At 57.7% G+C, this 19931-nt stretch carries 19 protein-coding genes and 1 tRNA gene; 4 read left to right on the plus strand and 16 right to left on the minus strand.

The window, feature by feature from the left end; all coding sequences use genetic code 11:
* Positions 1–160: 160 nt before the first annotated feature.
* From EIK79_RS04930 to hisB, 3 genes are all read right to left on the minus strand, one after another.
* A complete protein-coding gene (locus EIK79_RS04930) occupies positions 161–1144 on the minus strand; it encodes an aldo/keto reductase (RefSeq protein ID WP_124954021.1) in 984 nt (327 codons plus the stop codon).
* 63 nt (positions 1145–1207) lie between these two features.
* Positions 1208–1711, minus strand: coding sequence for an amino acid-binding protein (locus EIK79_RS04935; RefSeq protein ID WP_124954022.1), 504 nt, complete (start codon positions 1709–1711; stop codon positions 1208–1210).
* 1 nt (position 1712) lies between these two features.
* Positions 1713–2300 (minus strand): imidazoleglycerol-phosphate dehydratase HisB, encoded by a 588-nt coding sequence (gene hisB, locus EIK79_RS04940; RefSeq protein WP_221621686.1) that lies wholly within the window; start codon positions 2298–2300, stop codon positions 1713–1715.
* Between the two features lie 538 nt (positions 2301–2838).
* Between hisB and EIK79_RS04945 the strand changes: the two genes are divergently transcribed.
* On the plus strand, positions 2839–3423 hold the full coding sequence (locus tag EIK79_RS04945) for a hypothetical protein (protein WP_124954024.1): 585 nt from the start codon (positions 2839–2841) through the stop codon (positions 3421–3423).
* A 113-nt stretch (positions 3424–3536) separates the two neighbouring features.
* On the opposite strand, the gene EIK79_RS04950 is transcribed toward EIK79_RS04945, so the two are convergent.
* The 6 genes from EIK79_RS04950 to EIK79_RS04975 form a co-directional block, all read right to left on the minus strand.
* Positions 3537–3609 (minus strand) — tRNA-Pro (locus EIK79_RS04950).
* Between the two features lie 56 nt (positions 3610–3665).
* The gene (gene trmY, locus EIK79_RS04955) at positions 3666–4262 is read right to left on the minus strand and encodes a tRNA (pseudouridine(54)-N(1))-methyltransferase TrmY (protein WP_124954025.1); all 597 of its coding nucleotides are present in this window, start codon (positions 4260–4262) and stop codon (positions 3666–3668) included.
* Between the two features lie 50 nt (positions 4263–4312).
* On the minus strand, positions 4313–5365 hold the full coding sequence (locus EIK79_RS04960; RefSeq protein WP_124954026.1) for a DsbA family protein: 1053 nt from the start codon (positions 5363–5365) through the stop codon (positions 4313–4315).
* A gap of 168 nt (positions 5366–5533) precedes the next feature.
* Positions 5534–6502, minus strand: a complete 969-nt coding sequence (locus tag EIK79_RS04965; protein ID WP_124954027.1) for an NAD-dependent epimerase/dehydratase family protein — start codon at positions 6500–6502, stop codon at positions 5534–5536.
* 1 nt (position 6503) lies between these two features.
* On the minus strand, positions 6504–7454 hold the full coding sequence (locus EIK79_RS04970; RefSeq protein WP_124954028.1) for an NAD-dependent epimerase/dehydratase family protein: 951 nt from the start codon (positions 7452–7454) through the stop codon (positions 6504–6506).
* Positions 7451–8620 carry an NAD-dependent epimerase/dehydratase family protein gene (locus EIK79_RS04975; RefSeq protein WP_124954029.1) on the minus strand — a complete coding sequence of 390 codons (1170 nt, stop codon included), beginning with the start codon at positions 8618–8620 and terminating at the stop codon, positions 7451–7453. Before EIK79_RS04975 ends, EIK79_RS04970 begins: the two co-directional genes overlap by 4 nt.
* A 121-nt stretch (positions 8621–8741) precedes the next feature.
* Here EIK79_RS04975 and EIK79_RS04980 point away from each other — a divergent pair, with 121 nt between their 5' ends.
* On the plus strand, positions 8742–10094 hold the full coding sequence (locus EIK79_RS04980; protein ID WP_124954030.1) for a class I SAM-dependent methyltransferase: 1353 nt from the start codon (positions 8742–8744) through the stop codon (positions 10092–10094).
* A gap of 409 nt (positions 10095–10503) precedes the next feature.
* Complete coding sequence (locus EIK79_RS04985) at positions 10504–12522, plus strand: hypothetical protein (RefSeq protein WP_148094128.1); 2019 nt, start codon at positions 10504–10506, stop codon at positions 12520–12522.
* Between the two features lie 38 nt (positions 12523–12560).
* Here the strand turns inward: EIK79_RS04985 and EIK79_RS17980 are convergent, their stop codons facing one another.
* Positions 12561–12824, minus strand: coding sequence for a hypothetical protein (locus EIK79_RS17980; protein WP_124954032.1), 264 nt, complete (start codon positions 12822–12824; stop codon positions 12561–12563).
* A gap of 752 nt (positions 12825–13576) precedes the next feature.
* Here EIK79_RS17980 and EIK79_RS04995 point away from each other — a divergent pair.
* Positions 13577–14077, plus strand: coding sequence for a GNAT family N-acetyltransferase (locus EIK79_RS04995; RefSeq protein ID WP_185715513.1), 501 nt, complete (start codon positions 13577–13579; stop codon positions 14075–14077).
* Here EIK79_RS04995 and argF read toward each other — a convergent pair.
* Genes argF through lysX form a run of 6 tightly spaced genes read right to left on the minus strand, consistent with a single transcriptional unit; the run spans position 14067 to position 19907 of the window.
* Positions 14067–14951, minus strand: a complete 885-nt coding sequence (gene argF / locus EIK79_RS05000; RefSeq protein ID WP_185715514.1) for an ornithine carbamoyltransferase — start codon at positions 14949–14951, stop codon at positions 14067–14069. The two genes, EIK79_RS04995 and argF, sit on opposite strands and share 11 nt — an antisense overlap.
* 1 nt (position 14952) lies before the next feature.
* Positions 14953–16017, minus strand: coding sequence for a [LysW]-lysine hydrolase (locus EIK79_RS05005; RefSeq protein WP_124954034.1), 1065 nt, complete (start codon positions 16015–16017; stop codon positions 14953–14955).
* 4 nt (positions 16018–16021) lie between these two features.
* Complete coding sequence (locus EIK79_RS05010) at positions 16022–17152, minus strand: aspartate aminotransferase family protein (RefSeq protein WP_124954035.1); 1131 nt, start codon at positions 17150–17152, stop codon at positions 16022–16024.
* 1 nt (position 17153) lies between these two features.
* Positions 17154–17975, minus strand: a complete 822-nt coding sequence (locus EIK79_RS05015; RefSeq protein ID WP_124954036.1) for an acetylglutamate/acetylaminoadipate kinase — start codon at positions 17973–17975, stop codon at positions 17154–17156.
* Positions 17976–18006: 31 nt separating this feature from the next.
* A complete protein-coding gene (gene argC, locus EIK79_RS05020) occupies positions 18007–19044 on the minus strand; it encodes an N-acetyl-gamma-glutamyl-phosphate reductase (protein WP_124954037.1) in 1038 nt (345 codons plus the stop codon).
* Positions 19044–19907, minus strand: coding sequence for a lysine biosynthesis protein LysX (gene lysX / locus EIK79_RS05025; RefSeq protein WP_124954038.1), 864 nt, complete (start codon positions 19905–19907; stop codon positions 19044–19046). Before lysX ends, argC begins: the two co-directional genes overlap by 1 nt.
* Between the last annotated feature and the right edge of the window lie 24 nt (positions 19908–19931).

A 19931-nucleotide genomic window follows, 5' to 3' on the forward strand; every position in this document is an offset into this window, starting at 1 on the left:
ACGGACGCCTGAAACGCCGACGTGCGGGCGATCGCGTTGAGATCCTGTGCTGTTCTTTCGACGTTGCGTCCAAGATTGTCAGCGATATCGAACCACCACTCGTCTTGGACTGTGTAATGTGTTCCCCGTAGGATCGATCAGATTCCGGTGTCGTCGCCACTCACACCAGTGACGGCGTTGCTTTCGCCTTCGCCAGTCGATCGAACTGATCTTGTGACAGCGACAGCTCAGCAGCACTGAGATTTTCGGTGAGCTGATCGGTCGTTCGCGCGCCAACAATGGGGGCACAGACCTGCGGGTGATCACACAGCCACGCGAGCGAGACCTGTGCTGGCGTGGCGTTGAGTTCGTCGGCTACCTCGGTGACGACATCAAGCGCCTCGAAGTTCTCGTCAGTGAGATACCGATCAGCGAACTGGTCGGACTGTGCGCCGCGTGTCTGTTCGGGGACGCGGTCACCACGCCGGTATTTGCCGGTGAGAAAGCCACCGGCCAGCGGACTCCACGGACAGCATTCGATCCCGTAGCGCTCACACATGTCGAGATACGACGGTTCGACCTCACGGTTGATGAGATTATAACGAGGCTGGGCGATCGTGAATGGCTCGTAACCACGTTTGTCCGCGATCTCGTTGGCTTCGACCACCCGCCACGCCTGCGGTTCGAACGTGGACGTACCGAGATAATTCACTTTTCCGTCCCGGACGAACCCGTTCAGCGTGCGCATGAACTCCTCAGGCGGTGTCTGCTCATCGAATCGGTGGGTGTACAGAACATCGAGGTAGTCGGTGCCGAGTCGGTCGAGAATCCGATCGATCTGCCGACGGAGGTGTTTTCGGCTGAGACCTTGCCCATTGGGATCGTTCTCACGGGTCGGCCAGTACACCTTCGAGGCGATGACGAACTGCTCTCGATCGCGCGCTTCGAGCCAGTCACCGATCCACTGCTCGCTTTTTCCATCGCCGTACATGTCGGCGGTGTCAATGAAGTTCCCACCGTGCTCCGCGTACAGATCGAGCAACTCGTGGGCACGCTCGCGGTCGACTTCAACCGTGCCGGCGTCAGTTTCGCGTCCGAACCGCCACGTCCCAAACGAAAGCGCGCTCACCGTCGTTCCTGTCTGGCCGAGTGAAACCGTTTCCATGAAAACACCCAGCGGTGCGATCGACTTAATCCGAACGGGAGCGTGATCGCCCGTCGGAGTCCGTCATTCGATCTCGATACGGCGAACGAACGGGAGCGCCCGGACATCGTTGATGAGATCGCCGGGCAGTTCCACGTCGGTGATGATCGTGAGTGATGGTGTGTCCGCGAACTCCGGATCGGTGGTGAAAAGCTGTCGAATCGTGATATCCCGCGCGGCAATCTGGTCGGTTACGTCGATGATGATTCCCGATTCGCTGGCGTCGTCAACGTACACAGTCAAAACGGTCAGATCAAGCACTGGGGCCAGATCCTTCAGCGACGCGACGGCGGAGATGTTCTGAAAGATCCGTCGCAGCTCCTCGTCTTCGAGGAGTTCATCGGTCGTGGCGTCGACGACGCGACGATCCACGTCGATCTCTCGGGCGATCCCCGTGTTCGGAATCTCGATCCCGCCTGAGACAACACGGCCATCGTCGTTCACCGAAAATCCTCGTTCGAGCAGCAGCCGAACGACCGCCTGCTGACTCGGACTGTTCTCGAACTTCTGCATGATCTCATCGAACATATTACAGTTCCCCTTTCGTGCTCGGCGTGTCCGATCGGCGCTCGTCAATCCGGGTAGCGTCATCGAGCGCCCGGCCAAGGCATTTGAACAACGCCTCGATCTCGTGATGGGCGTTCTCACCTTCGACACTCGTGTGCAGTGTCAACCCGCCGTTCATTGCGAGCGAGCGGGCGAAATGAGCTGCCATCTGGCTCGTCATCTCCCCCACCTGCTGCTGGGAAAACGTTCCCTCGAACTGAAACCACGGGCGACCGCTCACGTCAAGCACGATGCTCCCGACGGCTTCGTCCAATGGGACGCGCCGATCTGCGAAGCGGACGATCCCGCGTTTGTCACCGAGCGCCTCTTCGAACGCGTCTCCGAGCGTGATAGCGACATCCTCTATCGTATGATGGTCGTCGATCGCAAGGTCGCCATCACAGCGGACCGTGAGATCGAACAGTCCGTGTTTGGCAAACGATTCGAGCATGTGATCGAAAAACCCGATGCCGGTGTCAATGGTTGCCTCGCCATCGCCGTCGATAGCAAGTGTGAGTTCGATCGCGGTTTCCGCTGTTTCCCGAGTGACGGCCGCACTCCGATCGCCCATGCCCATCACTTCCCGTGCACGTACAAGCCGGTTGCGCTGTCAATGTGCACGCAAGCACGAGAAGGGTACCGGAGCTAGTCCGTGATTGACGGTGTGGCTTCTCGTGGGGGTCTCGCCAGCAACCGGATACTGGACGGTCACAAGACGAACATTCGCGTTCTCACCCACGAGACCGACCGTGTCTAATCCGTTGCACGAGGGAACGATACGCGGACACTTCTGATAACTGACTTCCATAATGAAGTGCAGCTAACAGCACTCGCAATTTATTTCACTACTCAAACATAATTTGTATTGTATTACAATAGATATATTCCATATCATAATTAATGAAACAACAGTGTTAAGATACTACCTCTACTGTCCGGGCGTGTAGAACGTTCACGATGGATATGCTATCCATCGAGATCGTCGGTGGAGAAAACATCCCGAACTACAACACATGACAGACAAAATCCTAACGCGACGGAAGCTCCTCGGTACAACCTCCGTCGCTCTTTTCGGAGGGATTTCCGGCTGTGGCAGTATTCTGGAAAATATGAACGCCACGGCACCAGAATCGGAATCGAACTCGAATCCCTCGGCGGACATAGGACCACAGGCCACACCGGAGCCGCCCGCCGTATCGGAACCGACAACGACGGAAGCGACAGTCGCATCGCAGTCGGCAGACACCTCGGAATCGACTTCAAGCGGAGACGCTGCCGAACGGACACCAGGGGGATCGTGGACGCCTCCAGAGACGCCCCACAAGCCAACGGAGGACAAACGCGACGGTCGTATCAACGATGTCGACATCATCAACAAAAAGGCGTCCGGCGGAGGATACAGCAATTTCGACCTGCAGGTCGGTGCCAACACGTGGATGAAGGACGTGGATCCCGAGCCGGAAGTGGACGGCGACCCGTATTTTGCCGTCGAAATCAACGGGACGCTCGTCGCCCGGACCGACCTCGTGCCGTTCAGAAAGCAAGGTTCGTTCAAAGTGCCGGTCGATCAGGGCGCGCTCCAACAGTTCGCACCTGGGACGCTCAAAATCCGCATCCTGTTGCTCGATATCGACAAACAGACCGACGATCTGTACGGCGAGTGGACCGATACGATCAAATATCAGCCGGCGTAAAGTGGCGTTCGTTCCGTATTGTTTCTGTCTCGACAGGCTTGTCTATCTGTATCGAATGAAATAGAGAGCGACGCGCTCAGAGAGATCTGAGAACGTGGCGGTGCGGGCAGAAATGGGCCGGCGCAGATTCGAACTGCGGTTACGGCCACCCGAAGGCCGAAGGATACCAAGCTACCCCACCGGCCCGCATTCCATACTGGGAGTACTGTACTGTTAACGCTTCCGGGTTCGATCGACAGCAGTCAAAACTCCGTGTAGCCGTTCGTGTCGAGACAGTGGTGAGCGACGGTGATCGCTTGGTCGGCATGTAATCGACGAGGGCCGAGGCGCACGCGCTGGGTTGCCGTCTCCGAGAGGAGTGTCGCCTCAGTTTCAGTGAAATCACGGTGGTCTGAGAGAACGAACACCGGATCAGTTGGGAGATCGGACGCCCCGATCGGCTGTCCGTCCTCGTGGAGTTCGATCACGGTTCCCTCCTCAGCGGCGTTCGTGAGTGTGGTCTCGACGCCGACCCGAGAGAGATACACGCCGGGAGAGGGGTTCGCTTCCATGTGGCCGATCGCACGGTCGCGGTGTTCGAGTGTGGACTTGATGCGTGCGGCAGTGCTCCGTTCGTCGGGATGAAGTCCGCGGAGTTCGCTTCCCTCAAACCGGATCGTGTACGAATCGGAGAGCACCACTCGACACCGAACGTCCGAACGAATCGAATGAGAGAGGAGAAACGCCCCCGTGACACACCGACAAAGTACGTCCAATCGCCCCGCGCCACCCGCCGTGTCATCGAGCGAGAAATCGGGTGTCGTCGGCACCTCGTGACCGATGATGATGAACTGCCGCATACGGTCTCTGACGCCGCAATCGATATACGTCCGTCGGCTCCTGTAGGCTGTCACTTCACTGCCCGGATCGCAGAGCGATACACGGAAAGGGGCTGTGTCCCGATGATGGTTTTCGACTGGTCGGATGCTGGATTGTAAACGTAAAACGCGGGCGTGCCGGTAATCGACGCCTGATCGGCCGCGTCGACCGCCGCGTCGATATCCGAAGCGAACGCGTCGCTGTGGGTATCGTGAACGGTCTCGACTGCGTTAGCGTCGATACCGACCTCCGTGGCTATTTCGAGCAGATTCTTGGTGTTGGCCCACCCGCTCCCAGCTTTTCGTTGGCGTTCGAACACGGTTTGATGCCACTGCCAGAACTGGGCGGGATCGGTGTCCGCAACCGTCTTCCATACCGCTTTCGAGAGCATCGCTGCTGGCCACGAATTCTGTCCGATATTCGGTAGTTCGAGAAACACAAACCGTGTGCGGCCGCGCTGTACCTCCGTGCGAATGAGCTTGGGATGAATCGATGTTGCAAACTGACTACAGAACTCACAGAGATAATCACTCCAGTAGAGGATCTCAACCGGTGCGTGATCAGTTCCCATCACCGGATAGCGACTCCGATCTACCCCGAATTTCGCTGTGCCTGATCCCACCGAGAGATACGGATGCTCTCGATGGGACGGCGTCGATGTAGTCGTGGGTTGAGTCGTCGTTCGCTGAGAGGGTGTGGTCGTGGGTTGAGTCGTCGTTCGCTGAGAGGGTGTGGTCGTGGGTCGAGTTGTCGTTCGCTTGGAGGGTGGAGTTGTTGGCGTGAGTGATTTGGTCTCCGTCGAAGCGGGACTCGGTGTGGTTGTCGGTCGAGTCGTCTTCCGTGGGGTCGGAGTGGACGAAGTCGTTTCCACCACCGCCGTCGGCGGCTCCGGTGTCGATCGCCGTGGCGTGGCGTTGATTAGCGGTGGATGGTCTGGATCGTTTCTCGTAGGCGGACTCCCTGTCTCTGTTGATTGTGGTGGATCTCCATTCTCATCGGACTGGCCAAGACAACCGGCCGTCACACCCATGAGTGTGATCGTGGTGTTTCGAAGGAGTGCCCGCCGTGTCGTGTCTGATCTCATAATTTAGCTATATGTCAATAACAGTACTGTGCCCGACTCGCTTGACAGTGCGCTACGATGCTTATCACATGAGGAGATGTGGTAATATACGTTGCGAGTTCATCCCATATATTACAAAACGGGCAGAATAACATTCAAACAGTAATCCACTGCTGGTGTTCAACGGCGTTACGTTCGGAATGCGGTGCGGATGGCGTCCTCAACAGTTCGTTCAGCCTGCCATCCCAACTGTTCACGCACGTCCGTGGTGTCAACAGTAAACGTCTCGGTGAGTGTCTCCCCGCTTCGGGGATTTTCAATCAGTTCGATGTCAGGATCGAGACCGCGTTCCTCGCGAGCGATCTGTTGGACCGACTCAGCGATCTCCCTCACGCTCGGTGTTTCCTCGCTGCCGATCGCGTACCGTTTGACACCCGTTTCGCCGTCGTTCAGTCGGGTGAAGAGCTGTTCAGCACACAGGACGTACAACTGCGCGATATCGAGAACGTGAACGTAATTTCGGACCTGTGTCCCGGGTTCGTACACCGTGAGCGGTTCGCCCGCCAGAGCACGATTGACGAAGAAATTGAGCACGACCGGTTTCGAAACGGTGGTGCCGTCGATCTCGTGTGCGCCATACACGTTCGAGATCATCAACAGGTGTGCCGGGAACGACCCATCAGCGAACGTCTCGATGGCTCGTTCACCGAGGATCTTCGAGCGGCCATACCAGTTCAGGGGGGTCCGGGGCGCGTCGGTGGTGATCGGAAACGTCGTTGGATCGCCAATCACGGCCATGCTGAAGGGGAACGCGAGTGCCGCTCCCGTTGTGTGACACCACCAAGCAACGTTGTTCGTCCCCTGAACGTTCACCTCGTAAGCGACATCGGGGGACGCATCACAGTCCTCGACGCCGCTGAGGGCTGCGAGATGGAGTACCACGTCGGCACCGTCCAACGCGTCTGCAAGCTCCGACCGATGACGAATATCGACGTGCTGAACGTCGACATCTCCAATCTGTCGGATTGTTCCGCTGTGAAAGTTATCGAGAGCGGTGATCTGCCAGTCGGGGTGTACTTCCTGTAGTCGTCTGACGACACAACTGCCGGTGTAGCCTGCCGCGCCTGTGATAGCGACGTGCGGGGTTGTTGTTTTCATGTTACTGTAACAATGGTTGCGCTTGGATGTCTGTGAATTTCCGAATAAGATCCTGAATGCCTTCCCGAAGCGTCCAATCAGTGGTAAAGTCCGTTTCGGCTAACCGGTCGAAACTGACGTGATAAGAAGGACCGGGGTGTTCGTCCGCACGATAGGCCACGTCTACAGCCCCGGCTTCCTCGTCAATGAGCGCTGCCACGTCCCGGATGCGGTAGTTTTCGGTGTCATTTCCGACGTTGTAGACGGTGTGAGTCCACTCATCAGGATGGATCGCCGCATGGGCGTACGCACGAGCGGCGTCACAAACATGGATGAACGGCCGCCAGTTCGAGCCGTCGCCGTAAACTGTCAGTGCTCGATCCGTTAGCGCCTGAAAGACGAACCGGTTGACGACGAGATTGAACCGAACTCCCGGCGCAGCACCGTAGTTCGTCGCCATTCGAAGCGCCGTTCGATCGAATCCGAACCGGTTTCCGAGAGTCGAAAGCAACTGTTCGGCAGCGAGCTTTGACTCCGCGTAGGGATTGATCGGCTCGGGATCGGTCGTTTCATCCAGTTCCATGCCAGTCGCTCGACCGTAGACGTTACACGAGGAAGCGAGCACAACGTTGTCGACGCCGAGTTTCCCCGCAGTCTCAAGGACAGTCTCGGTTCCGTCGCGGTTGATCGATAGCGTCTCCTCGCGCCGGTCGTGTGTACTCTCCGCGCCGGTGATCGCCGCGAGATGGATCACGACATCACAGCCATCCATCGCGTGCTCGACGGTTTCGGCGTCGCGGACATCACCACGAACGAAGTCGACCGATCCGGTGAGTGACGACAGCAGCGTTCGCGGCGAGCCTGTCGATAGATCGTCTAACACGACGACGCGGTCGGTCCGGTCGTTTCGGTCCAGTAACCCGACCAGCGCGCTACCGATATATCCACAGCCACCCGTGACGAGGACGTTCATTCTTCGAGTACGTCGGGAAGGAAGCGATCCTCATGGGAGACGATCGTCTCCCGGTGGTCGGTAAGCGTTCGGAGAATGTCGCGCACGCCGCTCTCGAAGCTCTGGCGCTGGTCACCGATGAGTTCCATATACCGGTCGTTGTCGATCTCCATGGCGTGTTCTTCGTCCTCTTCCCGGGGATTTTCGACGTGCGTCACGTCGACATCGATGTCGAACTCGTCTGCTACGTCGGCGATCGTGTTGGCGATCTCGACGATGCTGATCGGGCGCGTCGTCTGATTGTACACGACGTGTTCGCCGGGCCGTTCGGTGTGATCGGTGAGCGCGAGCTGAGCCAACCCCTCAACTGCGTCTTCGAGGCTGACGAACGGCTTGCGCTGCTCGCCCTTCCCATACACCGTGAGTGGATAGCCAGCGACTGCTTGCGCACAGAACCGGTGGGCGACGACACCGAAGTAGTAGTCGAAGTCGAACCGTGTGTTCAGTCGGTCGTCGGCCTGCGTCTCCTCAGTTTCGGTGCCGTAGGTGATCGCTGTTCGAACGTCGCTAATCGGCAGCCCGAACTGTTTGTGCGCGAGCCGCAGGTTGGCCGCGTCGTGACATTTCGTCAGATGATACCAGCTCCCCGCCATCGCCGGGAACGGCACCGAATCACGCCGTCCCTCGTGTTCCATCACCGCCCCTCCTTCGGGGATGGGGAAGTCGGGCGCGCCGTAGACACCGGTCGTGGTGGTTTCGATGAAATGGGTGTCAGTCATCTCCTGCTCGTGAAGTCCCCACACCAGGTTCCGCGTGGCTTGCAAGTTGTTGTGCTGGGTGTAGTTCGCCCGCTCACCGTTGATCTGTGAGTACGGTGCAGAGGGTTGGGCTGCCGTGTGGACGACGACACTCGGTTCGTGGGTCGTAAGCAACCGATCGACGAACGCCCGGTCGGTAAGATCTCCCTCGACAAATGAGAGGTTGCGAACATCGTGGGTGTTTCGCGCCTCCGCAAGACGGTCATCCATGTCGCTGATGGGAGCAGCGCTCTTCGATCCGACCGACTGTACCCACTCGCGGCGGCCAAAGTTATCCACGAGGACGACCCGCTCGTCCGTTCGACGCGCAATCCGAAGCCCCGTTGGCCACCCGATGTATCCGTCACCGCCCGTAACGATGATGCTCATGAGTTACTCAGTTAGCGAGTAACTCTCTTGTGCCAAGTAGCTTTCCGTTTGGCACAGCGCACCAGACAGCAAACACAAACACTACTGTGGTTGAGTGTGACACAGAATCAACTGGTATGGAATGACAGATCAACCCCGGGACGCAGATGGCTCATCGCTTGGCGAGAGCAGCATAACAGAGATCGATTGGACGTTTTCAGGAGCTGATACGCGGCGATTGACCCACGGAATGCATTCGTATCCGGCTCGGATGATCCCACAGATCCCGGCGACGGTGCTCGCTCATTTCAAGCGCAAGGGTGTGATTCGAGAGGGCGATACAGTGTATGATCCGTTCTCAGGATCGGGAACAACGGCGGTGGAGGGCCGACTGGCCGGTTTGCACGCCGAAGCGAACGACATCAATCCGTTGGCGTGTCTGTTGACGCTGGCTAAGTCCCGACCGATCGATCCGGAGCCGCTAGAAACTGCATGTTCGGAGCTGACTGACGGACTGAAAGATGAATTACGGGAGGTGCGATCGGCGTGGGAGACTGGCGACTGTGACCTAGATTCATCGGCGGTGCGAGAGGGGTGGTTTCCCGAGCCGCAACTGTACGAGTTGGTCGCCATACGCAACCGGATCGACGAGCTTCGTGATGAATTGGCCGAAACGATGTCATCGGCGGTTGCTGAAAACACAACACGATTCCTGCGGGTCGCGCTGTCAGTGACGGTCAGGCGGGTGAGCTACCAGCGCAACGGCGAGTACAAACGGTATCGGATGCCACCAGAAGACCGTGCTGATCACGACCCAAACGTGTATACACTCTTCGTGGAACTGCTCCGGGAGAATGCCGAGCGGATGCGATCGTACAGTCGACGCGTCGATCGTACCACGACAACGACCGTTCACTATGCGGACGCGCGTCTTGCGCGGGCGATCGAGGACAACAGTGCGGACATCGTCATCACTTCGCCGCCGTACGGTGATCATCCGACAACCGTGGCGTACGGTCAGTTCTCACAAGATCCCGCTATCATCGCGGATCAGCGGGGCTATGAAGAGATGCGAGCCGTCGACAAAACCGGACTCGGTGGCGCGCACGGTCTGGAACCGGTTGCTGCACTCGAACGCTATTCTCCCTCACTGGAGAGTACGCTCAACGCGCTCCGGAAACGAGACGGACGAGCGACCGACGCGCTATCGTTCTTCAGTGATTTGTACGCCGTGATCGAACAGGTGCGGCGGGTTCTCAAATCCGGACAGCCCGTGGTGTGGGTGCTGGCCAACCGGACCATGAGTCGGGTACCGATCCCGACGCATCTCATCGCCACGGAGCTGTGTGAACAGTTCGGCTTCGAACGAGAGCACGTCATCCCTCGTGAGATTCCGACGAAAACGCTTCCATGGGAGAACGCCCCCGAGAACGTCGCTGGACGAACTGGCGAGATGATGGCCTCCGAGTACGTGGTCATTATGCGCTGTCCGTGAACAACGAGGTTCGTTACGGCACGACAGCGATGCGGGAATCTCCTGAACGTCACAGCATCGATTGTCATAAGACTGTGATGACCCCTCATAGATCAATTTGTATATACAACTGATGAACGATGGACTGCCGAAATCGGCTGTGATTGTGGAACCGTTCGCCTGACGATTACCCGCTCCGCTCTGCCTTATTTTTTCAATCAGCCATCATTTATAACGTCGGTCGCAGCAGATTTCGATCGAAAATATTAATAGAGAAATGTATGTTGTAGTGTGTATACACTTCGATGATGTGTCCTCGCTGCATGTCGATGAGTATCTGTTGTACCGTGTCGAGTTGGGAAGCGGTTGTACAGTCTATCTGGTGTTTGCGGGTCTCTACTAGCAAATGGGGAGGTACTCGATGATGCGTATGCGCCGAGTTGCGATCGTGTTGATGGCGATCGGAATCGTGACGAGCGCGATCTACGCGACGGGTGCGTTTTCGGGGCTACTGGTCTCTCGGGACGCGAGTGTGTCGGTGACCGGCGACGGATCGGGGTATCTAGGGTTGAAACCCGCCTCTGGTCAGAACGGGGCGTACGCCCGCTACGGTGACGGCGGACAGTTGCGGCTCACGCTGAGCGAAGCAGTTTCCACGGAGAACGCCTCGGGTGAGGGACTCAATCCGGGGGCGGTGACGACCGTCGAGAACGTGTTCACGATCACCAATCAGGGCACCCAGCCCATAGGACTGTGGCTGATGGACGGAAGTGATGCCGTAACGTTCACAGTCGACGGCCAGTCGATCGAAGGACAGAGAAACGCGATCGCTCTCGGGACAGGTGACACTAAGCCGGTAGGCGTCGAGATCGATACGCGTAACGCCGATGTGAATCAGAACCTGCTGGAATCAGTGACGTTCAACGCGAGTACCGATGTGAACGGTCAAGGGGGGCCCGGTCAGGATGGTGGAGGCTCCGGTGGAGCAGAGCCGAATGAATCGAGAAATAATGATGATCAGACCGAGCAACCACAACCGACGCCAACACAGACGCCTGAGGCAAACGAGGAGGGCGGATTCAACCCACTCGATCCTGATGACTACGCCGAAGCCGGTGACGATCTCCTCAAAATGACCGGTGACTTCTTCAACGGCGTGGCCAGCTGGGGCCGTCAACAACTCCTCGAAAAGTTGTCGTACGTCACAAACCAACCGATTGATGCGCTGAAATCGCTGGGCGAAACGGCGTGGAACACGCTGATGGGATTTTTCCTTGGGGAGATCGGGATGCCTGGGGGGAGCTTCGAGGCTCAAGAGTCAAATTCAGTCTTCTATCTTGGTGGCTCAATGCTGGCGGTCTTTAACCCTATAACGGATAGTGTCGCTGGCATTCGGGATTTGGCCGCCCACCTTGTCAAAAAGCAGGCCCTCTACGCCGCTATCGAGGCGGTGGGACTCCTGCCAGGCGGGGGCGTGGTCGAAGACCTCACAGACCTCAAAAAGATCACTGAAACGTGGGTGACGAATTTCCCACAGAAAGCAAGCAGAAAGCTACAACCACTCTCAGATATGGTCTTGAAACATCTGTCCCCGAGCGCCCAACGACCGATTGAGGACATCTTCACAAAGCATACGAAAGCACTTCCGCCCGCTATAGACGATCTTGCGAAGCGGGACGATCTCGTTGGCTACACCACCAGTCGAATGGACCGACTGCGCAACAGTGAGGGATTCACCAATACTGATATCAAGCGTCTCGCAGACAGGAACGCCGATCTCAGGATGGTTGAGGGACTCAGTAAGAACGGTGTCTCTAATACAAATATCAAGGCACTTAGCAAAACAGATGCAAATCTCGAAGTCGCTAGACGGCTTAGTAACCGGGGCTTCTCCGGTGACGGACTCGTCTATATCGCCAAATACGGAGGCGAAACCAACCCGAAACTCACACTCGAACGGGCTGAGGAACTCAAAAACATCGGCTACAAAGGAGAGGACATCGTAGCCATCTCCAGAAACGCCCAGAGCAGTTATCTCTTCAGTCCTCAACTACCCTTTGCAAAGAAGGTGAGGGGATCACACGCATATAAGGCCCAAAATCCAGCCAAAGAAGCCGTTACCACCAACCAGCTCCGCAAACTCCGCGAGCAAGACGTTCCATCCGGGCACGTTAGCCACTACGTCGAGAACGGGTACAGTCTCAAACTGGTGCATTATCTCAGCAAGAAAGGACACTCCTCCGGTCGGATTAGGAGCCTCTTCTTAGGATCACCCGAGAAAGTCAAACGACGTATGGGAGAAGGAAGATTCCTTCGAGATTATGGTTCAGCGGGTGCTAGTATAGTCAAGGATACGTACGGATGGTGTAATATGGAACAGAAACGGGGTGAAATCGTACTGCCCTGTGGGTATCTTCCCTATCAAAACCAATCAGGAGGACACAACTGACGAATTCCTTGCTAGTTGTATTGAAGAGAGAATTCTAATCAAAACTTCTGTTCGTCCCGATCGGATCGATAGGACCTTACCAATTCCCCGATTATCACATATACAATATAGCATAATATATATGTTATAAAATATGCCATACCAGCTGGCGTTGAGAATCGGCCAAGTTCGTATCGTTCAGCGAATATCGGAGAGAGATCTATTAAAGCCGGTCTTATTGCCCCTTCAAATAACGTCATTGCCACAATACCAATAAGTACTGCTTTTCCCAACTTAATTGCTTTCTCTTTATTATCTGTCATAACTAAACCTATGGTTTATTATATAGTGATTATGAACATACTTTTATGCTTTCCATATACATAACTACAATACATTATTCACAATACATGACGAAGCGTATGGTGTCGTATTTTAGTAGTTTACGGCCCAGTATATAATGGTTTGGGAAATCCATCTTATCACTCACAGCAGTTTATCGATTAGAGTCGGATATATCCATACTTTACTACCCCCATATGATAATATTACATAACAGTCCATACAGTCCTAAAATCTCCTTTGGTTACTCAGAATTTCGGCATGCTTAGTGTACGCCGTTCTTAGTAGTCTTGTACATACGAAGAGAAACCCGACCGTTGCTGTTGACGAAGAGATAATACAAGAAGTGGATGAACTTGGTTGTTGAGTGCGACAATTTTGGAGTGGGTCACTCCAAGATCGTTGGGACTCTCCTTACAGCCAATATTCAATCCGAATCAGGTCACGCTAATAAGATACAGTGGATAATATTTTGAGGAGATTCACTTCAACAATTTAGATGTATGATAGAACAATTTAGGATATCGTCCCGGACATGATCCAACATTCACGGAGGTCGACACGACCGCCCCGATCTACGCACTGATGGATATCTTCCACTATTTTATTCCCTTTGGTGGTTCAAAGAAAACCTAGAATCCATCTTTCCTCCTTAATTTCAGCGTTTTGTATGAAGAGCCAGCACTGCCATCCCATCCACCGATGTTTTTCCTCAACACGTAGAATCACCTATATGACGGTCACCGTTCGATCAGCGACGAAGCGAGACATTGACGCGATCCAGCGGGTAGCCCGTTCGTCGTGGCAGGCGTCTCACGCCCCTCTCGTCGGGACAGAGGCGTCTCTCTCGTTTTTCGAACAGGAGTACGACAAAGCACGGATTCGCGCGAAAATCACGAACGACGCCGGCCAGTTCGAGGTCGCCGTAGATGACGACGGCGTCGTCGGATTCGTGGCAGCGGTCCCCTTAAACCAATCACCACTGCTGTTCGGGTTGAGTTGGTTGTACGTTCACCCCGACCGCTGGGGCGAAGGGATCGGACAGCAGCTACACACCACCGTACAGCAAGCGATCGAACGAGCGGGCGGCGAACGGATCCGATTGGGTGTCCTCGCGGAAAACGAACGCGCGATCAGATTTTACGAACACGCGGGCTACACCCATCAGGACGACTACTACGACGACCGGATTAAAGCACGGGGGCGTCTGTACGTGAAAGAACTCACTCGATAAGCGTGGTCAACAGCGCGTTCTGAGCGTGGAGTCGGTTCTCAGCCTGATCCCAGACGAGCGCACGATCGCTTTCAAGCACGCTGTCGGTGATCTCTTCGCCCCGGTGAGCGGGCAGACAATGTAACACCGCCTGACCATCCAGCAGCGACTCGTTGAGTTGGTAGCCGTCGAACGCCTGTAACTTCGCTTCGCGTTCATCCTCTTGACCCATGCTCACCCACACATCGGTATACACCACGTCGGCACCGTCAACAGCCGCACTCGGATCGGTTGTCACCTCAACCGTGCCGTCGAACTCGGCCGCTCGGTCAAGCACGTCCTCACCGACGCCGTAGCCCGCGGGCGTAGCGATCGTGAGATCAATGCCAACCATCGCACAGCCGACGACAAACGACCGGGCGACATTGTTGCCATCACCAACCCACGCGGCTTGCACATCGAACGACTCGAACGCTTCACGGATCGTCAGCAGGTCAGCGACCGTCTGGCACGGGTGGGCGTCGTCAGTCAACCCGTTGATCACGGGCACGTTCGCGTGTTCGGCCATCTCGACAGCGTCGGCGTGATCGAACACCCGCACCATGATGGCGTCGACGTATCTGGAAAGCGTCCGGGCGGTGTCTGACAGCGGCTCGCCGCGACCGAGTTGTGTGTCGTCGGGACTGAGAAAGATGGCGTGGCCACCGAGCTGTGTCATGCCTGTCTCGAAGGAAATGCGCGTGCGTGTGCTCTCCTTTTCGAACAGCATGGCGAGCGTCCTGTTTGTGAGCTGTCCGTCTGGATCGGTTGCCTTCAACTCAGCAGCACGATCGAGTACGTCGAGTAACTCTGTCGGTGTGAAGGCGTCGACATCGAGGAAATGTGTTGTGGACATATCAATCACCGTTGAGCGTGGTTCCGACGGCTTCGAGCACTGCGATGGAACGATCGAAAGCAGGAAGTGGAAGATGCTCGTTCGGTGCGTGATCGAGCTCCGAGTCACCTGGGCCGTAGGTGATCATCGGACAGTTCCATTCGCTTGCGAAGATGTTCATGTCGCTGGTCCCCGTTTTGCGGAGGAGTCTCGGTTCGCCGTCCTGTTTGCGGATGCCGACCCGGAAGGCCCGCGCAACGTCGGTTCGAGGCTCCATCATGACGGGGGGAACGTCATCGTACCAGCGGATCGTTCCGCCGTTGAGCTGTGCGTCCGCGATCTCTCGGACTTCCGCGACGGTGTAGGACGGCGGCACCCTGAACTGAACATCCATCGAGGTTTCGACCGACAGCCCGTCGTCGTTGGTGCCGCCCTTGATGTCGATTGGTTTGCACGTGACCCGTTCGAACACGGGCGTCCACTCATCGGGATCGAACGCCGCTTCGACGCGCTGCCACCAGTCCATCGCGTCCTGAATCGCGTTGTTCTCCGGGCGCGAGGTGTGTCCAGACTCGCTTGTTGCGACGTACGTTCCGGCCAGCAGCCCCCGGTAGCCGAGAGTGATACCGTTCCAGCCGCTGGGTTCGCCGTTGATGACCGCGTCGGGTGCGTCTCGATCGGTGATGAGATGACGCGCACCCCGCGAATCGATCTCCTCGCCAACGACGCCGACGAAACTCAGTCCCGTTCGAACGGCGGCGACAGCCATCGCAACCAACGGTCCTTTCGCGTCAACGCTGCCGCGACCCCACAGCGCTAGTTCGTCAGTCGCTTCGGCGGTATCGATCCGGACAGGGATCTCGCCGGGAACGGTGTCGATGTGAGACGTGAGAAGCGCGCTGTCGTCTCCGGGTGCACGGACGTTCCCAACCGCGTCGATCCACACCTCCCGACCGTGGTTTTCGAAGTAACTGGCCAGTCGTTCTGCACAGGCGGCTTCCTCGCCCGAGACCGACTGAATGGAAACGATCTCTTCGAGCAACTCGCGCGGTGTCGTGTCGGTGGAGACCGTCGTGCCGGCACTCATTCGATCAGAGCACCTCCGTGAGTGCGTTCACGACGTGGTCGGCGTGATCATGATCGACGATCAACGGCGGGAGTAGTCGGAGCACCGACCGGCCGGCCGGCAGCGCCAGTATGCCGTGTTCGAGCGCGAGCGTCGGTAACAGTCGGTTTGCACCTTGTTTCACCTCGACGCCGATCATGAGTCCTTGTCCACGGATATCGCGCACGTCCGCGCCGACAGCCGTTTGTAGCTCCTCAACGATCGACGCTCCGATATCTGCGGCGTGGTCGGCAAGCTGTTCGTCTTCGATCACATCGAGCGTCGCGGTTGCGGCCGCACAGACGACGGGACCGCCGCTGAACGTCGAACCATGGTTGCCAGCGTCCTCTGCGATCCAGTCCCGACAGAGCGTCGCGCCGATCGGCAGTCCGCTGGCGAGTCCCTTGGCCGTCGTCAGGATGTCGGGGACGACGCCCGCCTGTTCAGTCGCCCACATGGTTCCGGTCCGTCCGAGACCCGTTTGGATCTCATCAAGCACCAGAGCCGCACCGGTGTCTGCTGTCGCCTCGCGGGCTGCTTGCAGATATCCCTCGGGGGCGGGATTGATGCCACCCTCGCCCTGAATCGGTTCGAGGAGCACAGCCGCGGTCTCCTCGTCAACAGCGGCGTCAAGTGCGGCTGCGTCACCGTAGGGAACGAACTCGAAGTCTCCCGCCAGCGGTTCGAACGCCTCTTTGTACTTTTGTTTCCACGTTGCAGCGAGCGCACCGAGCGTCCGTCCGTGAAAGCCGCGTTTCGTAGCGACAATCTTTGAGCGACCGGTCGCACTCCGGGCGAACTTGATGGCAGCCTCGTTGGCTTCCGTGCCCGAATTGCAGAGCCACACGTTCCTGATATCGCCTGGTGCACTCGCTGCGAGCGCACCGTGAAGCTCATCCCGAACGTCGAGTGGGTATGATCCCTGCACGTACAGCAGCTGTTCAGTCTGCTGTTGAATCGCGTCGACAACCGCCGGATGACAGTGACCGGTTGGCGTCACGGCGTAGCTCGCGCCGAAATCTAAATACTCGGTGCCGTCAGCGTCGTACAGATACGGTCCCGATCCGCTGTCGATGCGTATCGGTTTCTCGCTGAAAACGAATCCATTTCCTGTCATATTACAGAGCCTCCGGCGTGATCAGCGTGCCGTTGGTCTCGTCAAGCGCCTCGCTGATCGGACGCTCGGTGTTCGCACTGGCGATCGTCGCGGTCGTTGCCCCGTTTTCGAGTGCTTCGGTCGCAGCCATCACTTTCCGGCTCATGAATCCCTCTGCGGCCGCAGTGAGCGTTTCGTAGGTGGGCGGCGAATCGACGCGGTCGATCACCGACGACTCGTCATCGACATCCGCGAGCACCCCCGGCACGTCAGTGAGTACAACGAGATCGCCGGAGAGCGCGCCAGCCACCGCGGCAGCTGCTCGGTCGGCGTCGGTGTTCACCGCGACGCCGTCGTCAGCCAACATCGGGACCGTCACGACGGGGGTGTGTCCAGTCTCAAGCAGCGTTTCGAGGAGGTCGCTGTTCACGTTCTCGATGCGTCCGGAGTGGTCACCGCGACGGATCTTCTTCTTCCCGTCTTCGAGCACCCGGACCGCTGATTTTCTGGCACCAGTCAGCAAGCCGCCGTCGACGCCCGACAGGCCGACCGCGTCCACGCCTTCGTTTTGGAGTCCAACGACGAGATCCGTGTTGAGCTGTCCGGGGAGCACCATCGAGAACACCTCCATCGTGCGCTCGTCAGTGAACCGGCCGACGACACCCGAGGGCGTTTCGACGTACTCGGGAGATTCTCCGAGTGCTTCGAGTGTGTCGTCAACGGCGGTTGAACCGCCGTGCACGACGACGACCTGTGTTCCGCCTTCGACCAACGAGGCGACATCCGAAAGCGCGCCGTCGGGATCGACGGCACGCGCGCCGCCGATCTTGACAACGACCGTCACGCCGACCACCCTCGAATGCGGATCGACCCGTTCATGGTTCCCCCACGGGATGCAGTCCCCGGAAGTCGAGTCCGGCAGTCTCTTCGAAGCCGAGCGCGACGTTGGCCGCGTGGACCGCTTGCCCGGCCGATCCCTTCATCATGTTGTCGATGGCCGAGAAGACGACGATGCGGCCGTTGGCGGGGTCGAGTTCGAAACCGACCTCGGCGGTGTTCGTGCCCGCAACGGCTTTCGGTTCGGGATACCGATACACGCCACCTCCACCGGCGACGAGTTCCACGAACGGCTCGTCCTCATACTGCTCGCGGTACGCGCCCCAGAGATCGCCCTTCGTGACTGGCTCGTCAGGGAACACGTGACACGTCGCGCTCGCGCCCCGCACCATCTCCACCGCGTGCACGGTGAAGCTCACCGAGCCGATGAACTGCTCGATCTCGGCTTCGTGGCGGTGCCCGGTCGGCGCGTACGGTCGAACCACACCAGAGCGCTCGGCGTGCGATGAGGCAGTGCCGCCACCGGCCCCGCCCTCCGACGAGCCGACTTTCACGTCGACAACTGTTTGCTCGGTGCCGGATAGGATGTCAGACTCGACTAATGGTAACAGCCCGAGGATCGTCGCCGTCGCGTTACAGCCACCCGCAGCGATCAGGTCGGCTCCCGAAAGACGATCGTGAGGAGTCAGCTCGGGCAGCGCATACACCGACTCCGAGAGGAGTTCCGGTCGGCTGTGGCCGTCGTAGTACTCCTCATACTGATCGTCGCTATCCAATCGGAAATCCGCGCTCAGATCCACGACCGTCCCGGCAGCCTCCCGGAACGCGTCGATGTGTTCCATCGAGACACCGTGAGGTGTCGCTGCGAACAGGACATCGACGCTCTGTAGCTCCTCAGGCGTGCTAAACCGGAGATCCACCCCGCGGAGATTCGGATGAACGTGCCCGATCGTTTTGCGTTCGTACTGGCGGCTCGTCGCTTGCACCACCTCAAACTCGGGGTGACCGGCGAGCAACCGGAGGAGTTCACCACCCGTGAATCCGCTTGCGCCCACGACAGTTGCCGTGGTGCTCATCAGGCGACCACCTCCTGGGTAGCTTTCTCTTCGAGCCAATCGACGACTGTCCCCGGTACGTCGGTCGAGACAACCTCATCGAGGGCTTTGAACTCAACGGTGTGGTTCACCTCATGCACCGTGTACGATCCCGAGTTGGTTTCCATCAGATCGATCCCCAGCAATCCCCCGCCGACAGCGTCACTCGCACGGGCAACGAGACCGCGGGCCGTTTCGTCCAGTTCGAACTCGGTGGTGTCAGCGCCTTTAGCGGCGTTCGTCAGCCAGTGGTCCGACGACCGAACCATCGCCGCGACCGGCGTGCCGTCGACGGCCACCACGCGGATGTCTCGATCTGGCTTCTCGACGAATTCTTGGATGTAAAACACCTTGTGCTCGTAATGGCCGAGCGTCGCTTTGTGCTCCAGAATGGCCTCCGCAGCACTGCGAGAATCGATCTTCGCCATCAACCGTCCCCATGATCCCACAACGGGTTTCAACACACAGGGGTAACCGAACGACTCGATGATCTCCAGTGCAGTCTCTTTCGTGAACGCCACTTCCGTCCGTGGCGTGGGAACCCCGGCGTTTTCGAGCACGAGGCTGTTTTGGGCCTTGTCGGCACACACTGCCGCCGTCTCTGGGGTGTTCACGATCGGAACGTCGTAGCTATCGATAAAGCGAGACGCGTACACGCTGCGACTCGTGGCTAAACACCGATCGACGATCAGATCGCACGCCGATAGCGCCGCTGGCGGTTCGGAAAGACCGAACTGGAGCTTTCGAACGTCGAGTTTCGTGACTTCGTGATCACGCTCTCGAAGCTCGTTCAACAGGAGCTTTTCGTCGCGGCGAATCCGGGAATAGAGTACACCGATATTCATAGCTTTAGTTGCAACAGCGACTGT

Origin of the sequence: Halocatena pleomorpha (assembly GCF_003862495.1) — an archaeon.
Lineage (GTDB): Archaea > Halobacteriota > Halobacteria > Halobacteriales > Haloarculaceae > Halocatena > Halocatena pleomorpha.